The sequence below is a fragment of the Paenibacillus sp. FSL L8-0638 genome, from assembly GCF_038593075.1.
In the GTDB taxonomy this organism is placed as follows: domain Bacteria; phylum Bacillota; class Bacilli; order Paenibacillales; family Paenibacillaceae; genus Paenibacillus; species Paenibacillus polymyxa_D.
The window spans coordinates 5,793,857-5,812,004 of record NZ_CP151960.1 but is presented as its reverse complement, the minus strand read 5'-3'; the positions used below and the strand labels follow the sequence as shown (position 1 = coordinate 5,812,004).

14 protein-coding genes are annotated in these 18,148 nt (G+C 44.2%); 8 read left to right on the top strand and 6 right to left on the bottom strand.

Features of this window, described 5'->3' with window-relative positions:
* Window positions 1–84: 84 nt before the first annotated feature.
* A complete protein-coding gene (locus MKY35_RS25940; RefSeq protein ID WP_039272034.1) occupies window positions 85–324 on the bottom strand; it encodes a hypothetical protein in 240 nt (79 codons plus the stop codon).
* Window positions 325–668: 344 nt separating this feature from the next.
* Between MKY35_RS25940 and MKY35_RS25935 the strand changes: the two genes are divergently transcribed.
* Together MKY35_RS25935 and MKY35_RS25930 are read left to right on the top strand one after the other, a co-directional pair.
* Window positions 669–1,256: a sensor domain-containing protein gene (locus MKY35_RS25935; RefSeq protein WP_342446714.1), complete on the top strand. Its 588-nt coding sequence runs from the start codon at window positions 669–671 to the stop codon at window positions 1,254–1,256.
* A 100-nt stretch (window positions 1,257–1,356) separates the two neighbouring features.
* Window positions 1,357–3,156, top strand: coding sequence for a hybrid sensor histidine kinase/response regulator transcription factor (locus tag MKY35_RS25930; RefSeq protein WP_342445223.1), 1,800 nt, complete (start codon window positions 1,357–1,359; stop codon window positions 3,154–3,156).
* A 552-nt stretch (window positions 3,157–3,708) separates the two neighbouring features.
* On the opposite strand, the gene MKY35_RS25925 is transcribed toward MKY35_RS25930, so the two are convergent.
* Window positions 3,709–5,703: a serine hydrolase gene (locus MKY35_RS25925; RefSeq protein ID WP_342445222.1), complete on the bottom strand. Its 1,995-nt coding sequence runs from the start codon at window positions 5,701–5,703 to the stop codon at window positions 3,709–3,711.
* A gap of 211 nt (window positions 5,704–5,914) precedes the next feature.
* Window positions 5,915–6,997, bottom strand: coding sequence for a GntR family transcriptional regulator (locus MKY35_RS25920; protein WP_342445221.1), 1,083 nt, complete (start codon window positions 6,995–6,997; stop codon window positions 5,915–5,917).
* Window positions 6,998–7,289: 292 nt separating this feature from the next.
* Here MKY35_RS25920 and MKY35_RS25915 point away from each other — a divergent pair, with 292 nt between their 5' ends.
* The 6 genes from MKY35_RS25915 to MKY35_RS25890 all read left to right on the top strand — a co-directional run bounded on the left by MKY35_RS25915 (window position 7,290) and on the right by MKY35_RS25890 (window position 14,766).
* Window positions 7,290–8,903, top strand: a complete 1,614-nt coding sequence (locus tag MKY35_RS25915; RefSeq protein ID WP_342445220.1) for an FGGY-family carbohydrate kinase — start codon at window positions 7,290–7,292, stop codon at window positions 8,901–8,903.
* Window position 8,904: 1 nt separating this feature from the next.
* Window positions 8,905–9,600: an L-ribulose-5-phosphate 4-epimerase gene (locus MKY35_RS25910; protein ID WP_013373853.1), complete on the top strand. Its 696-nt coding sequence runs from the start codon at window positions 8,905–8,907 to the stop codon at window positions 9,598–9,600.
* Window positions 9,601–9,641: 41 nt separating this feature from the next.
* Window positions 9,642–11,066, top strand: coding sequence for an L-arabinose isomerase (gene araA, locus MKY35_RS25905; protein WP_029518894.1), 1,425 nt, complete (start codon window positions 9,642–9,644; stop codon window positions 11,064–11,066).
* A 171-nt stretch (window positions 11,067–11,237) separates the two neighbouring features.
* Complete coding sequence (locus MKY35_RS25900) at window positions 11,238–12,101, top strand: hypothetical protein (RefSeq protein ID WP_342445219.1); 864 nt, start codon at window positions 11,238–11,240, stop codon at window positions 12,099–12,101.
* A 138-nt stretch (window positions 12,102–12,239) separates the two neighbouring features.
* Window positions 12,240–13,028: a class I SAM-dependent methyltransferase gene (locus MKY35_RS25895; RefSeq protein WP_342445218.1), complete on the top strand. Its 789-nt coding sequence runs from the start codon at window positions 12,240–12,242 to the stop codon at window positions 13,026–13,028.
* 238 nt (window positions 13,029–13,266) lie between these two features.
* Window positions 13,267–14,766 carry a malate:quinone oxidoreductase gene (locus MKY35_RS25890; RefSeq protein ID WP_342445217.1) on the top strand — a complete coding sequence of 500 codons (1,500 nt, stop codon included), beginning with the start codon at window positions 13,267–13,269 and terminating at the stop codon, window positions 14,764–14,766.
* A 180-nt stretch (window positions 14,767–14,946) separates the two neighbouring features.
* Here the strand turns inward: MKY35_RS25890 and nudK are convergent, their stop codons facing one another.
* From nudK to MKY35_RS25875, 3 genes are all read right to left on the bottom strand, one after another.
* Entirely contained in the window at window positions 14,947–15,909 is a 963-nt protein-coding gene (nudK, locus tag MKY35_RS25885) for a GDP-mannose pyrophosphatase NudK (RefSeq protein WP_342445216.1), read from the bottom strand.
* Window position 15,910: 1 nt separating this feature from the next.
* Complete coding sequence (locus MKY35_RS25880; RefSeq protein ID WP_342445215.1) at window positions 15,911–17,128, bottom strand: methyltransferase domain-containing protein; 1,218 nt, start codon at window positions 17,126–17,128, stop codon at window positions 15,911–15,913.
* Between the two features lie 95 nt (window positions 17,129–17,223).
* Window positions 17,224–17,970 carry an SDR family oxidoreductase gene (locus MKY35_RS25875; protein WP_342445214.1) on the bottom strand — a complete coding sequence of 249 codons (747 nt, stop codon included), beginning with the start codon at window positions 17,968–17,970 and terminating at the stop codon, window positions 17,224–17,226.
* Window positions 17,971–18,148: the final 178 nt, after the last annotated feature.

Below are 18,148 nucleotides of genomic sequence, written 5' to 3'. Positions count from 1 at the left end.
GGTCAACTCTATAAGGCAAATAAAATCAAAAAGGCTGACTTTTCGTAGTGCCTTGGCACTGGAATCGTCAGCCTATCGTGCAGATTATCCTACACCATCACTTTCTAACAAAGAATAAAAATTATCACGGTCTTGGTCATCAAATTTGCCAAGTGTCCTTACCCTAACAAATTCATGTCCGCCATACATGTCTATTTCCTCACCGTACCTATTGTAGAGCGCGATCATATTGCCATCCTGATTCAACTCCAAGTACCCATAACATTTTGCTTCAGGAACTTCACCGTAAAAGAGCGTAAATTTGATTTTGATCACTCTGTGCATGCAGATCCTCCCTTCCTGTCTTTCGTATTGGCTTTGAATATATATAGTATTCTCCATAAAATGTCAATAGATAAGGTTTCTACGTATCTCTAAATGTTATTCAATTAATAATGACAAGCTCAATATATGGATAGTGTAAATTTCAAGCTTCTAAGTTTTTGGTGGGCAGTTTTTGTTTAGCCGTGCGATCCAAAATTGCCGTACACACAGTAACTACTGTTGTTTTTCCCCATTAGGTTCGCAGACCGCTTTCGCCTTGTGTCATATGACATTATGGCACTGGCGGATTTGACATCAAGAGCCGTAGGATACAATGACTACTTGTAAAGGATGTGGGCTCTTTGATGACAAGAACCGTCGTCAGCTTTATTCAAAATTGCTATTTCCTACTGCTTACTTTCGCTACCGGATTGTTTTACTTTTGCTTTTATCTGGTCGCTCTTACATTAGGCTTGAGTCTTTCGTTTACCGTCGCGGGCGTTCCTCTGATTACTCGCATTTTGCGAACTACAAACACCTTCCTGCAATTTGAACGCACACAGACCAAGATCTATACGGATATTACCACAGAGCTTTACGTTAAACCAATAAACACCGATGACTCTATCTGGCTTCAAGCAAGGAAGGAGCTGCTAAATCGGCGCAACTGGATCGCTATCGGCTGGCTGATGCTGAAGCTTCCGGTGGGGATTTTAAGCCTCATTAGTGCAGCCTTGCTTTATATAACTCCACTCGCAATGATTGCGACCCCGCTCCTCTTTCCGCTATTTAATTATTATTTTATGGGTGTACCTATAGATACTGTGATAAAATCCGTACTGGTTTCGGCCTCAGGAGTCATATTCACTATGGTGAGCTACAGGCTTGCGAACAGCTTCACGCGCATGCTAGGAGGCTACACCCGTCTTATGATCAAGAGTGTGAACCGGTAGCCGGAATGTCCCGGTCTGGATTTAAAAGTATTGTTGGATGATGATCTGCTCTATAATAGTTACGTAATGTCATACTGATAGTTCTTAGGGGTTGATGGTTTTGTTCGATATGGTAAAGCAGTGGTTCTGGTACGACTGGTTCATGCTTATGATCCGCCTGATTTGCAGTACTTCTCTCCTGCTCACTATCATAGAGCGGCAAGCTCATTTCACGCTGCCGCTTTGGGTTCTTGTGTTTTGGCAGCTTATTGCTTTTTCCGTTCCCTGGCTGTGCTTGCAGCTCAATTATAGATACTACCTGCTTACCGAGATTGTGATCCCGGGCGGGCTCTGCCTGTATTTAGTTTTGTTCTTTCCAGAAGCCTACCTCACATTCCTGGTATATGCATTTTTGATTGCCTCTAATAGCAAACAAAGAACATATCTTTGGTCAGGTCCTTTATCCATACTGCTCCTACCCGCTATAGTTAAGCTGCTTGCAGAGCAGATTGATTTTTGGATTATGACCATTCAATTCGGGACGGCTTATGCATTCGGATTTTCCTTCCATTTATTGATGGTCAATCATCGTCAAAGTGAAATTATACGCGAGCAAAATGCGGTGCTGGAGCAGTACTTGTCCCAAATCGAGCGCATCACGCTGGCCGAAGAGCGGAATCGGCTCTCCAAAGAGCTCCATGATACCGTCGGTCATGCGTACACTTCCCTCATTATGGGGTTGGAAACCTTGCGCCCTGAGCTAGAGACGGATACAGGAACGAAACGGCTCGATTCCCTATTGAACCTGGCCCGGGAAAATATGGATGAAGTGAGAGGCTATGTGCATCAAATCGAATCGCCGCATGAAGAACTCCCACTGCTTCAGTCTTTGCGGAAGCTGGCAGAGGAGTTTCAGGAGCATGCTAAGGTGTCGGTTCGTTTCCAGGCCTTCGGGGAGGAGTACCCTGTAACGAAGCAAGCGAAGATAGCGCTGTATCGCTGCTTGCAAGAATCATTGACGAATGCCGTGCGTCATGGACACTCGACGGAGATTACGGTTTCAGTGCAATTCGAGCCTCAGCAGACGAGACTGGAAATTCAAGATAACGGCCGTGGGATGGAACATGGACGGGATGGTTTCGGCTTGAACGCCATGAAAGAGCGAGCGATGAATTTGCAAGGTCATGTTGGCGTCTATACCCAACCGGGCGAAGGCACCCTCGTTACCTGCACCCTGCCACGACAAACGGAGCTTAAGGATGATGTCATCCGTCTGTTGGTCGTCGATGACCAGCCTTTTATCCGTGAAAGTCTACGGACTCTTCTCGAGGAGCAGCAAGATTTGCAAGTCGTAGGGGTGGCAGAAGATGGCGAGCAAGCCATCGAACTGTGCAGGCAGGTTCAGCCTCAGCTGGTGCTCATGGATTTGGACATGCCGAACCTGGACGGAATCTCCGCATCCCGTACCATAAAACAAACGTGGCCCCACATCCGCATCTTGATTCTCACCACGTTCGAAGATACTGGACAGGCTCTGGAAGCGCTGCGAAGCGGAGCGGACGGATACCTATTGAAGTCGATGAAGCCGGTAGAGCTTGCCGAAACAATACGTACGGTCTATCGCGGAGGCACGCTGATCGATCAGGAGATGTCGCACAAATTGTTTGCTCAGCTGGAAGCCGCCAAGAGCGGAGACGTTCCGTCGACAACCAAAGTGGCTGCGACCTATGATTTAACTTCACGGGAGCTTGAAATTTTACAGTTCGTGTCGAAAGGACTGCGATATAAAACCATTGCTTCCAAATTGTATTTATCCGATGGTACGGTTAGAAACTATGCGTCATCGGTCTATCTGAAGCTGGGGGTTCGCAACCGAGAGGAAGCAGTGCAAAAGGCCCGGGAGGCAGGGCTTTTGGAATAAACCTTACGGTTCGATGCGGATTTTCGTTGGATATGGAGGAAACTAAAAACAAGCGGCAGCATCAGCAGCCGCTTGTTTCTTATTGTACAAGGAAATCCCCAGTTTTGACGGGGGTTCAGGAAATCTTATATAAAGTACCATTATAGGAATTGGCAATTTTGGTGTAGAGGCTACAATGTGGATACCGTAGGGCGAAACAAGACAGTGATTGCCGAATACATTCGAAATTAACTAACCGAGGACAAGAACTACGAACTACTCACGATGAAAGAACTGTTTGACTCGTTTACAGGTAAGTTGATACAAAAGGGCATATAGAATCCCCTTTATGGGGGAAGCCTGAGACCAATCGCGGTCGGCAGACTTTCGGTACGCCTCCTTAGGTGCCTGCTAGTACCGTGGCCTTTTGCTTGCCCATAACATCCTCGAATGGGCGAGATGAACCAAAAAGCGCGAGTCATGGGGAAATCCCCCCTGCACTCGCGCTTTTTTTCGTTAATCCTGAAGTAAGCACTGTCCCTTACGGTAGAAAATCTACTTAATCCTTTTGAATTAGTGACTGATTGGCAACGTATAGTAATTAAATGCTTGATCCAACAAGGCACTGGCTTCTTGACGCTTCAAAAGCTGTTTGGAGCGGAAGTCTATGGAGCCGTCTAAATTGATCTTGGTATTCGGGTCCATGATACCTTGGGAAACAAGAGCTGTGATGGCTTTAACTGCCCAAGCATCCGTTTCGCCACCCAATTTAACCTTAATTCCAGGCTCAACCTGTTTCAGGTTCTGGATCATTACCGCCGCCATTTGTCTAGTGATAGGAGAATTAGGTTGATAATTACGTAGTCCGGCCATCATCTGTTTTTTATTCGGTTCAATCATGAAAGGTTGTTTATACCACCCGTGGGCGCGTAGCAGCACTTCTGAGAATTCTCTCTGAGTTATCGTTCCTTTTGGATCGAAGAGGTTGGCTGACTTTCCGCTCATGACTTTCAAAGCATTAAGGTTGTTTATATATGGAATATATTTACTATCCGCAGGTACATCAGAAAATGGTGAATCAATGTTTATTTTTTGCGCATAAGCAACGAGGTCTGGGAGTTGCATGTAATACAAATATGCAATATGGCCTGCTTGATTTTTATTAAACGTCAATTTATTACCTGATTCATCTTCAAATAATAAAGGGTGGATCATTTTTAGTGTATGTTTGCCTGATGTTCCTGTCTCCATTATTAATTTCCCGTCCGAATACGAAACCTTCGTCCTTAAGGCAGCGATACGCGTGTTTTGGTATAATCCCACGTAGTCTTGGGCCTGCTGCTCACTTAATGTCGCGTAGGTTGACTTTGGAAGTTCTGATTTTCTCGGATAATAATGATTCATAAATTCTTCATACACGTCAAGACTCATCATGGAGTCGTTATTGTAGGACATGTACATTGCTGTATTCTTCTCAGGCAGAATAACAATCAAGGAAGAATGCCCTGTAACATTTCCTCCTTTTAGAATCACATGCTGATTATTCATCTTCTCTTTGAAGTAGCCTTCGAATCCAATTGTTGTGACCGGGAACTCCTTATCAGGGAATAATTGGTATGTGTGCATTTGCTCTATGCTCTTTGGACTCACTACTTCTTTACCTTTGTACTTGCCTTTGTTCAGGTGCATAATAAGGTACTTCGCCATGTCATCTGCTGTTGAGACGATACCGCCTTCAGGTTTTTCCGTTGGTTTAAACCCGTCCAAGGGTATCAGTTCGCCTGTTGGTCCATAGTGAGCAGCCATTCTGCTTAACAATTGGGGGGTAAACCGCACATTCGTCGAATTCATGCCTAACGGTTTGAAAATATTCTTTTCCATATATTTGGAATATGACATACCCGTTACGTTTGCTACAGCATATCCCGCTAGCATGAAACCAAAATTGTCATAAGTGTACGCTTCTCCGGGAGTCCTGACAACAGTTGGCATATTTGATGCAATGAACTTCTTCATCGGAAAATATTTGTCCGCGTATTCTGGATGCATTTCCATGGAAATATCTGGTTCATCAAATCCACTTGAATATGTAAGTAGATCAAACATCGTCAGTTTTTTTCCTGTTTTATTCGGAACCTTTATTCCTCCTAAATACTCTTGGATATCGCGTTTTAAATCCATTTTCCCCTTATCGACCAACTGCATAGCTGCCAATGCAGTGAATGACTTTGTAACAGAGCCGATTTGGAAAACGGTATTTTTATCAACAGGAATTTTTTTGCCCTTGTCGGCATACCCGTAACCTTTGCTTAGCATCACTTTCCCACCTGCAACGATCACAAAATTAGAACCAACTGTATTATACTTCTTCATCTTGTCCGCAAAAACGCCATCTGCAAAAGCTTCTAGTTCCTTAGCATCTCGCGGTCCCTCCAAGCTAGCCTTCTCAGATGCAACTGGTACGTTAACGGGTGCGGCAACTGATGCGCCGTTGGGTGCCATACACGCGGTAGTTACCGTAGCAGATAATAGTAGAACCGCGAGACTGGTGTGAATCATTTTTTTCATGAATGATTTCTCCTTGAAATGTATTTTTGCCTTATAGCGTCCGGCAAAACCAAGTATGGCAAAGGACTTGTCATACCAACAAGTTACATTTCGCCACCCACCATACCAAGTCACTCCAAAGTGTCATATGACAATTAGGCACTAGGTTTAAAGGGCGATGGGTCATTCAGAAAAAACGGAAATTCACCACAGTTACATATCCTTTTTTACCTCAGTTCTTCTTAACCGTCTCTCCTTCAATTAACACAGGCTGATAATAGGTTTGGTTGCTTAGATCTTTCTTCCCTTGCAGTTTCTTAATAACCCAATCGGCGGCATCACGTCCCATTTGTTCCTGGGGGTGCGTTAATGTCGTTAGTTTGATGTTTGCATTCTTGGAAATATAGGAATTATCTTGACCAATAATGGATAAGTCTTCAGGAACCGATATCCCAAGTTGTCTGCATACATGTACAACTTCTAGTCCGACCTCGTCGTTATAGCAGACAATTGCGGTTAACTCGTCTCTTTGTTCGGTCAGGAATTTCCTCAAATTGGTGGACAGATCCTGCTTCGTTTCAGTATAGAATGAGAGCACTTGCTCGGGGTGAAACCGTAATTTGGCTTCTCCAAGCGCTTTGATATAGCCTTTCATTCGATACTTTCCTTGTAAATCGTCCATTTTGGCAATGATACCAATCTGTGTGTGTCCGTTAGCGATCAATTCTTTGGTTGCCAGATAGCTGGATTGTACGTCATCGAGGCAGAAGTAAGGAACTTCCAACTCTTCATAATAGGCATTAATCATGATGAAGGGAACGTCCTGTTCCTTGAACGTCAGATAGTAAGCGATATTGGGATTATATAGATTGCTCTTCGTAGGCTCAATGATCAAACCATCCACACCAAAGGACAGCATCATCTCCAAGGCTTTCTTTTCCTGGGCGACATCATTATTGGTACTCGCTAATAGTAATGAATAATTATCTTCATTTAATCTGGATTCAATCCCGCGAATTATCGAGGGGAAGATGTAATCAGAGATGTAGGTCGTGATGACTCCGATGGTTTTATTACTGGAGTTCCCACCAGTCTTTGAGCGGAATTGGTTACTGACATAGGTGCCAGATCCTTTTTCACTTCTTAAGAAACCTTCGTTGGATAGTTCCAAAATAGCCTTCCGAACCGTCTGGCGACTAACTTTATACTTATCCTGCAAAGCGAATTCCGTTGGAATTTGTTCTCCTACGCTGTATGCCCCTGAAAGAATATTGCTTTTTATATCCTCAAGGATGACCTGATACTTTGGTTTCACTTTATTCCTTCTTTCCAAGTTGTTCTAATACTAATTAATGCATCTATAATATTTGTATGTACATATTTTAGCATAATTATGAGTTTATTATAATCTATTGTCCTATCTGTATAAATACTTAAAGTTAAAACTAGAAAAACACTCGGTTCGTCAAAGTATTTGTAAGTATAACTATGGTTTTATATTGACAAATGTACGCACAAAAAATATACTAAGGCTGTAAACAAAAGAAAGCGCCTTCTTTCAATTATTGCGATTATAACAGTTGTTCAGAGAGAGGAGTAACGTGAGCATGGATCAAGACATTAAACAAGCGATTACTAAGGGAGAAACCTCACTTGGTATCGAATTTGGATCCACACGTATCAAGGCAGTGCTGATTGATCATCGTTTTGAAACCATCGCATCTGGAAGCTATGAGTGGGAAAACCTCCTGGTAGATGGATATTGGACGTACAACTTAGAGAGTATTATTATGGGCCTGCAAGAGGCTTATCGTGAAATGAAGCAAGAGGTTGAGCAAAAATATGGAGTCACCCTTCGTACGGTTGGTTCTATAGGATTCTCTGCAATGATGCACGGCTATATGGCTTTTGACAGCAAGGGCGAGTTGCTTGTTCCGTTCCGGACTTGGCGGAATGCGACAACCGGGGCTGCAGCAAAAGCTTTAACTGATAAATTTCAATTCAACATTCCTGAGCGATGGAGTATTGCTCACTTGTATCAAGCGATATTGAACGAAGAGCAACATGTCCCTCATATTGATTTTATGACGACGTTGGCTGGATATATCCACTGGCTGCTGACTGGCGATAAGGCAATTGGTATCGGAGACGCTTCGGGGATTTTCCCAATTGATGAGACTACACATGATTATAAAGAGTCGATGGTTAAGCAGTTTGATGAACTCATTGCAGCCAAAGGTTACGATTGGAAATTACAAGACATTATTCCTAAAGTCCATATTTCAGGCGAGCAGGCAGGTGTACTAACCGCAGCGGGAGCGAAAATCTTAGATAAATCCGGAGATTTACAACCTGGTATTCCGCTTTGTCCTCCAGAAGGTGATGCGGGAACAGGAATGGTCGCTACGAATAGTGTGAAAAAACGTACTGGCAACGTGTCTGTGGGAACCTCGGTTTTTGCCATGATTGTATTAGAGAAGGACCTTTCAGCGGTATATCCGGAAATTGATCTGGTGACCACACCGAATGGTAATCCGGTCGGCATGGTTCATGCCAACAACTGTTCAAGTGATCTCAATGCTTGGCTGGGCTTGTTCCGTGAATTCTATGAGGCCATGGGGCACAAGGCGGATCCGAATCAATTGTTCAGTGTGTTGCTGAATAAGGCTTTGGAAGCGGATCCAGATGGCGGTGGTTTACTCAGCTATGGCTATTTGTCAGGGGAGAATATCACCGGAATAGAGAAAGGCAGACCGTTGTTTGTTCGCTCTCCTGAGAGCCGTTTCAATTTGGCCAATTTCATGCGGACTCATCTGTTCACTGCATTTGCTGCTTTGAAAATCGGAATGGATATTTTGACGAAGAAAGAATACGTCGCAATTGACAGCATTCTGGCTCACGGTGGTTTATTTAAAACCCCTATCGTCGGACAAAAGATTGTTGCGGCTGCTATGAATGTCCCGGTATCCGTGATGTCAACAGCTGGAGAAGGCGGAGCGTGGGGTATGGCTATTCTGGCTTCTTACATGATGAACAAGGATCAACAAGAAAATCTGGAAGACTTCCTCGACCAAAAAGTATTTAGAGATGTTGAGGGACAAGAAATTCATCCTGACGGTTCCGATGTTAAGGGGTTCGAAACATTCTTAGAACGCTACACACAAGGCCTGGCGATTGAGCAGGCTGCTGTAGATAATCTAGTGGAAAACTGGAGGAATTGACGTGTTAGAGCAGCTGAAAGAAGAAGTGTTTCAAGCCAATCTGGATTTGCCTAAACATGGACTCGTGAAATACACCTGGGGTAACGTAAGCGCTGTTGATCGTGAGCGTGGCTTATTCGTTATCAAACCGAGTGGTGTTAGTTATGACACGATGAAACCTAGCGATATGGTGGTTGTTGATTTTGACGGCAATGTTGTTGAAGGAGAGATGAGACCTTCATCGGATACACCGACTCATGCCGTACTTTACAAGCACTACGCAGAGATCGGCGGTATTGTGCATACGCATTCGACTTGGGCGACCATTTGGGCTCAAGCAGGCTTGGATGTACCTGTAATGGGGACTACTCATGCAGACACCTTCTATGGTTCTGTTCCCTGTGCTCGTTTCCTGACACAAGAGGAGATTGATCGTGGCTACGAAGCGGAAACCGGCCGTGTCATCATCGAAACTTTTGAGCAGCGCGGGCTGGATATTTTAGCAGTGCCAGGTGTCCTGCTTAAGGGTCACGCTCCCTTCACTTGGGGGAAAGATGCGAAATCTGCAGTCATGAATAGCGTCGTATTGGAAGAAGTTTCGAAAATGAACTTATTCGCACGGGAATTGAATCATTTTGCTGAAGAATTGCCGCAGCGGATTCTAGATAAACACTATTTGCGCAAACATGGGAAAGACGCTTACTACGGACAAAAATAAGACCAATTAAACTAACAAACGAAGAAAAGAGGATGAATGTTATGTCAACAGTAGGTACAAAACAGTTCTGGTTTGTCGTAGGTTCACAACATCTGTATGGAGAAGAAGCATTAGCAGAAGTCAAAGCACACGCACAAGAAATGACCGATGCCCTAAATAAGAGCGGCGTTCTGCCTTATCCGCTTGTATTGCAAGATCTGGCGGTTAGTGCAGACAAAATCACCAGCCTTATGAAAGAAGTCAACTATCGTGATGAGGTTGCTGGTGTCATCACTTGGATGCATACCTTCTCACCTGCAAAAATGTGGATTCGCGGTACTAAATTGCTGCAAAAGCCGCTACTTCATTTGGCCACACAGTACAATGAAAGCATTCCTTGGGCTACAATTGACATGGACTTCATGAACCTCAATCAGGCAGCTCATGGTGACCGTGAATATGGGTTTATCAACGCCCGCTTGAAGAAACAGAATAAAGTGGTTGTAGGTTACTGGGAACGTGCAGAAGTGCAAAAACAAATCGCAGAGTGGATGGATGTAGCGGTTGCTTATAACGAAAGCTTCAATATCAAAGTCGCCCGCTTTGGCGACAACATGCGTAATGTTGGCGTTACGGAAGGTGATAAGGTCGAAGCCCAAATTCAGTTTGGATGGACCGTTGACTACTTCGGAATTGGCGACCTCGTTCAGTACGTCAATGCTGTGAAAGAAGAAGAGATTGATGCTTTGTTTGCGGAATACTCTGAACTTTATGAATTCGATTATGGTACTTATAGCAAGGAAGCTTGGGAAGCCAGTGTAAGAGTGCAAGCAAGCTATGAAATTGCTATTAAACGATTCCTGGATCATGGCGGCTATACTGCCTTCACTACGAACTTCGAAGACCTCTATGGTATGAAACAGCTCCCTGGTCTTGCCGTTCAACGTTTGATGGCACAAGGATACGGATTTGCTGGTGAAGGAGATTGGAAGACTGCAGCGCTCGATCGCCTGCTTAAAGTCATGAGCCATAACCAATCCACTGGCTTTATGGAAGACTACACCTATGAATTAGCGGCTGGTCAGGAATCGATCCTTCAATCCCATATGCTTGAAGTTGACCCAACGTTGGCGAGCAACAAGCCTAAAGTCATCGTTTCTCCGTTAGGTATCGGCGATCGTGAAGATCCAGCCCGTCTGGTATTTGACGGCAAGGCAGGAGACGGTGTGGTTGTTTCCATGGCTGACTTTGGCACCCATTATAAACTGCTGATCAATGAGGTTACTGCATTTGAACCGACAGTTCCTGCTCCAAATCTTCCGGTAGCCCGTGTACTGTGGAACGTGAAGCCTAACTTCCAGGATGGAGTTAAGGCATGGATTGAGAACGGTGGCGGTCACCATACTGTGGTTTCCTTGAATCTAACCACAGACCAAATTGTGACTTATGCAAAACTGGTTAACCTGGAATACGTAATTATTAAATAACTAGAAGATAGCCATCTATAAAAGCATTGGGTCAGTCCTTAGGATCCAATGCTTTTTATTGGTTTTCTAAGGATGTCGAGATAAAGGAAAGGTTCCTAAGCTATCTGGCGATATAACGAGACAATTGGATTCTCCTTAAGGTAATCATTTAATTCATAAGGATGTGATACTATGGCGAATTTACCAGCTACGAAAACGAAACTGGTTATCGTCGAAGGCATACCTGGCTCTGGCAAATCCACATTATCTAGATACATACATGACATGTTAAATACACATCAAATAGAATCGGAACTATTTTTAGAAGGAAATTTACGGCATCCCGCTGATTATGAATCGGTTGCATGTATGCCGAACGAAGAACTTGATCGGCTCCGATCAATCTATTCCGAGGTGTTTCATTACATTGATCCGTTCGTATCTTTGAATGGCAACGACTCTTTAATCGCATATGCGCTTGCGCAGCAATCAGCCGAAAATAAAATTCCTTCTAGTTTGTATGAGGAAATCCAGCGTTATGAAATCTACGATGGAGTACCCGTGGAAAAGTACTGCGAATTGATGATCCAACGTTGGAAGTCTTTTGTTAAAGATCAGCGAGAAAAAGAAAAGTTGATGATACTCGAATGCTGTTTTTTACAGAACCCAGGGTGTGCATTACTCGCCCGGCATGATGCTGGTAATGATCGATTTGTTCAGCATGTATTACAGATTGCAAAGCAAATTCAGGACTTAAATCCAATTTTGTTTTATTTGAAGCAACCGAATGTTCGTGGGACGATTGAGCGAGTGAAAACGATGAGGTCTCAAGAATGGTTAGATTTCGCGATTTGGTACCATACAGAGCAAGATTATGGAAAGAAGAAGGGGCTTCATGGGTACGAGGGATATATTCAGTTCCTTGAACATCGACGAGAGCTAGAATTACAAATTATTGAGCAACTTCCTTTTCAATCGTTTGTTATGGATAACTCCGATTATGATTGGGTGAATCAACAACAGACCGCTTCGAATATCATGATGAAGTATTTATAAACCGTGAAGCTCATTCGAGGAAACGTTAGTGCAATTAGAAAGGGCCTGTCCCGTAAAGATTGGCCCAAAAACTTGCCGTTACAGGCAGCCCTGTGACTCTCATGTTTTAAAAGTTCAGTAGAGAGAAGGTTATAAGCTATGAGTGATTATGGTCCAGATCTATTTAAAGGTACCGCTTGGTACTACTCTAGGTATCGACCTCCTTATCCTTCGTCGCTTATTCGGTTTTTAGTTAACAAGTTTTCTCTGAATGGGGAAGGTCGTTTGCTTGACTTAGGATGTGGAACGGGTCAGCTAGCTCTAAGATTTAGTGATTGGTTTGAAGAAATAGTAGGTGTAGATACTGAATCAGAAATGCTAGATGAAGCAAACCGTTTGTCCAGTGATAAAAGGTTGGACAATGTCAAATGGGTACATGGAAGGGCGGAAGAGCGTGTATGTGACTGGGGTTTCTTTCGCCTTGTTATAATTGCGAAAGCATTTCATTGGATGGATAGAGAGTCCATTCTTGACATTCTGTATAACAGTTCTGATACTAATGGCGGCGTAGCTATTATTGATAATACTGCGAAGCAGGAACCCTTACGTTGGCAACTCAAGGTCAACGAAGTAGTGAAACGTTGGCTAGGAGACGCAAGAAGAGCTGGTAATAGCACTTACACTCCCCCAAAGGAGAGGTATGAGGATATTGTAAGAAAATCTGGATTCAAAAATGTCCAAAGACATATTTTACCGAGTTATTCATATACATGGACTGTTGATTCGATCATTGGAAATCTGTACTCTACATCATTTGCTTCAAGACGCCTTTTTGGTGATAATTTAGTACGATTTGAAAATGATTTAACATCTGTTCTACTAGATATGGACTCCACGGGTGTGTTTACCGAAGAATTGTCGGTGTCTGTTATTACTGCTAATAAGTGAAGCCCCAATAATATAGCGTGTTGAGATCCATTCTTATTATTTTGCAAAGAAAATTCTCACTTTTTAGCAGAAATGATTTATAATTATCAGATAATAGACAATATAATTTTTAAAAGATTATATTTTAGTTATAATAAAGACAGAAAAGATATGTTCCTGAGTGGAGCCTTGCTTCTTGTATCACCTAAGCAGGAGGGCCTGCTCTTTTTTGCAAATATAAGAGATAAGGAAGGTTTTTATGAATAGCATTCAGAAAAATACAGACGTTATCTTAATTGGTGCCGGAGTCATGAGCGCGACTCTGGGATCATTGCTGAAAGAGTTAGCACCAGAATGGGAAATTAAAGTGTTTGAGAAACTCGCAAACGCAGGAGAAGAAAGCTCTAACGAATGGAATAATGCAGGTACAGGCCATGCTGCACTGTGCGAACTGAACTATACATCCGAAAAAGCTGACGGATCTATAGATATTCGTAAAGCTGTAGACATTAATGAGCAGTTTCAGCTTTCAAGACAGTTTTGGTCTTTTCTTGTAAACAGCCATTTGATTCGTAAACCTCAGGACTTTATCAAGCCAATACCTCATATGAGTTTGGTAACAGGAGAGAAAAATGTATCTTTTTTGAAAAAAAGGTTTAAAGCGCTTTCAACTATTTCTCTATTTCAAGGCATGGAATTTTCCGACGACCCTGAAAAGCTGAAGGAATGGATTCCGCTAATTATGGAAGGCCGTACATTGAATGAACCAATCGCGGCAACCAAAATCGACTCTGGAACAGATGTCAACTTTGGTGCTTTAACACGCATGTTGTTTGAGCATTTAAAAAGTAAAAACGTTGAGATCAATTACAAGCATAGTGTAAAGGATATTAAACGTGCGAGCGACGGCTCGTGGAAGGTCAAAGTCCATAATTTGGATAACGGTAAAATCGAATACCATACTGCCAAATTTGTTTTTATCGGTGGTGGGGGTGGAAGTCTACCTTTGCTACAAAGAACCGGTATTCCTGAGTCCAAATATATCGGGGGATTCCCGGTAAGTGGACTATTTATGGTATGTAACAATCCTAAGGTTGTCGCCCAGCATCATGCGAAAGTATATGGTAAAGCTAAAGTTGGTGCTCCTCCCATGTCTGTTCCGCATCTGGATACAAGATATATCGGTAACCAAAAAGCACTGCTATTTGGACCGTTTGCCGGCTTCTCACCGAAGTTCTTGAAAACGGGCTCAAATTTGGATTTGATCGGATCTGTAAAACCCAATAATCTCATCACGATGTTGGCGGCAGGCGCAAAAGAGATGGCATTGACCAAATACCTGATTCAGCAAGTGATGTTATCGAATGAAAAGCGTCTGGAAGAATTACGCGAGTTTATTCCGAACGCCAAAATCGAGGACTGGGGGATCGTGGTAGCGGGTCAACGTGTGCAGGTGATCAAAGATACGGAGGGCGGTAAAGGAACACTTCAATTTGGTACAGAAGTGGTTAGTGCCGCTGATGGTTCGATAGCTGCACTGCTCGGCGCCTCTCCGGGTGCTTCTACTGCTGTTCACGTTATGCTGGAAGTATTGGAAAAATGCTTCCCACAACATATGGAAGAGTGGGAACCAAAAATAAAAGAAATGATTCCTTCTTATGGGGTGTCACTAGCGGAAAACCCAGAACTTTACCAAGAAATTTATGACTCCACAACGGAGGTGCTGGGTCTGGGCGAAAAAGAACCGCTTCATCGTTAATTTTTTTCGTTTCTGCTTTCTTAACCGTAGGAACCGTACACTAAAAAGTGAGGTGAGTGGTTGAACTTATTTGTGATAACCATTCTGAATCCGCAGCAAGCCGCGACGATCTCATGATCGTCGCGGCTTGCTTAATAGGAACTTTTTGATTTTAATTATTTTGGTATATAGGAGGAAATATCATACCAGTGGAAGCTCGTCGAGCCGTTCGTAAATCAACAATCCTTTCTCCTTCGCCACCCTTACCATTTCATCGGCACCCTGAGAGGCTCCTCCAACTCGAAGCACGGCATTACAGTAATTAAGCAGGCGAATGGAAGAGGGATGAAAAATTCTGTTGAAAGCCTCATCTCCTAGAGCAGTGGAACCGGCTGTCGCGATAAGAGGCAGAGCATACCACTCTCCCAGCACTGGCATGTGCCCAGCCTCATAAACTTGAAGAGCGATTTCATTCATGTAGTTGACGTTTTTTTCGATTAATACATGATCATCATTCGTTCCAGAACGATACGGGCCTGCGATGAGGATATGTAGCGGTTTCGATCTCACCTTCAAGAGACCTTGGATCTGAGCGTATTGGAGTAGCATTATCGTCTTGGCGTCGCGAATCTCGCCGCTTTCGACCATGTCTAGCGCTTGAACAAACGAAAGTTCCACCACTTCAATGTTTTCCTGCTCCTCCTCAAGGCCCCCACCGCGACCCGTTGTCATATCTTCACTATACTCGGCTACATAGAAGTGCAGAATTTCGGTAACGGAGCCCGGTGACATGTAGGCCTCGCCAACTTTCTGCACACGGTCGATACGGTACCCTGTCTCCTCCTCTGTCTCCCGCAGAATACCTTCTTCTGGTGTTTCTTTATCGAGTAGCCCCGCACAGGCTTCGATAAGCATTCCAGTCTCATTGCCGTTCCGATAAGTAGGCATTCGGAACTGTCTCGTCAGTACAACAGTTTGTTTGTGCCGATTATAGAGCAGGATCGTCACGCCGTTGCCGCGGTCGTATACTTCACGGGATTGTGTTTCCCATTGTCCATTGTCTTTTTCAAACTCGAATGTGACCTTCTTTAAGATGTACCAGTTATCCGATAAAAGCTCCTCTTTTACAATCCGTAATTTGGGGTAGTGCTGCTGTGCCTTCATCTCATTTCCTCCCTAGAAAGATTCCGCTCTCTTTAGTCATTTCGAGGACCCCATTCTGCTGCAGAAGCCGATTGATGTGGGCTCGAAACTTGTCAATAGCCGCTCCGACAAGTCGCTCTCTTGCGTTCATCGGAGTCGAAATCATATATTCGATCAGGGGTTCCGCTTCGTCGATCAACAGACGGTCGTCGTATCGAAGTAACCGAAGATCGGAGAAGCAAGAAGACAGCAAGTCCCCTCCGTTACCCAGGTGGAACCGTTGAATAGCATCATCCAACACATGAAGGTCGGGATCGAACGAAACCCCCAAGTGTTCGACCTCTTGTAAGTGTTGAAGGCTCATCGTAGAGGTGCACACTATACCTCCTTGCTTTAGGACACGGTGCATCTCGCGGATTGCCCTAGGGATGTCCAGCACGTGATACAGCATGTTGTTAGCGATAACCATATCGAACTGCTCATCATGGAATGGGATCTGCTGCGCGTCAACAGACAAAAACTTAAACTGCGAATGGTTGTTTCCCAAGCGGCAGCGTGCTTCTTCTACCATCCCGATTGACATATCGGTAAGCGTGATGCGCCAGCTGCTTGGAATTCGTTCGGCGTTTCGTAACCAGAAGGTTCCGTCGCCGCAGCCTAACTCGAGAATATGGGCTTCCGGTTGCACCTCCAGTTGTTCAAAGATCCAACGATGCCAGCCTTGAGGATTCGTACTATACTTATCGTAAAGATGTATCCGCGTTTGCAGGCGGTTCGCCGTCCGATACTGCTCCCCCCAATTTTTCTCGCTCTGCACGGTTTGAATAACATCGGCCAAATGGTCCCAATTGGAACCATAGGTCGACATTTGCATAGCATCTCGTATTGCATGCACTACGTGCTCCGTATGGGCGATCTTCCTCTGTAGAACATCAAGTTGTGCTTGCAACGAGTGTCTGATATCCCAGCTGGATAGTGATTCTGCATCTAAAATGGCCTTTATTTTTTGAAGCGATAACCCTAGATACTTCAACATCTGAATTCGCTGTAATCTTTCCAGGTCTTTCAAGTTGTACGATCTTGTGGATCCAGTGTGATGACCTTCTGGGCTCAGCAGCCCAATTTGATCGTAATATCGCAATGTCCTAACCGTTATCCCTGTACGTTTGGCAAGCTGCCCTGTCGTCAGGTAGTTCTCTTTGTTCATCCATTCCTCACATCCAATTGATTGCTCTAGCATGTCGTCGTTCTCAGTCAGTATATCAAGTGACGCAACGTCACCTTCAAGCAAAATTTATGCATAAGAAACAAAAGGGGTGCCCCTATCTATTTATGTTACATTTGTGCGGTTGGGCGGATCACGATTTCGTTCACATCAATGTCAGCTGGTTGTTCAATTGCGAATCCAATTGCGCGGGCTACCGCGTCTGGTGTCATGGCTAGTTTATCCCGGATGACGGCGAGTTGATCTCTTATAGCCGGGTCTGTTAAACTCTCGGTGAAATTTGTCTGCACAATACCTGGCGAAATGATGGTTACGCGCAGTTTATCACCAGCCTCTTGGCGCAGCCCCTCCGAGATAGCACGTACGGCGAACTTCGTACCGGAGTAGACCGACTGGTTTGGAACGGTCTTGTGTCCTGCTGTAGAAGCAGTGTTCACGAAATGTCCGAAACCCTGTTTGCGAAAGACAGGCAACGCTGCAGCAATGCCATACAAAACGCCTTTAATGTTGACGTCAATCATGTGCTCCCAATCTTCCACGCGCAGATCATCGAGAGGGGATATAGGCATAACGCCAGCGTTGCTGACGAGAACATCCAGCTTCCCGTATCGTTCGCAAGCCAAAGTAACGAGGTTGCACAGATCCTCGCGCCGTCTAACGTCAGTGCGTGCATAGACAGCTTCGCCACCCCTATTCGTAATACGTGTCGCCAGTGTTTCAAGGCGGTCCACCCCGCGCGCGCCAAGCACGACTTTTGCTCCACGCTCGGCAAGCAACAGTGCTGTTGCTTCTCCAATTCCGCTGCTTGCACCTGTAATCACGACGACTTTGTTCTCTATTCTTCCTTCCAAACTCATAGCCCCATCCTTCTTTCTTTGATCTATTTGCCTTAGGCCCTTTGTTGGCCTTGCAAGTAAATTTTAAGTAGAATTCAATTGAGACAGGTAGACCGATCAAGTCCGATTCTTGCCGAATCCTATTCGGCGTGCATATAATTAGCACATCAATATTAGCGTTCAACGGAAAGGAAGGTGA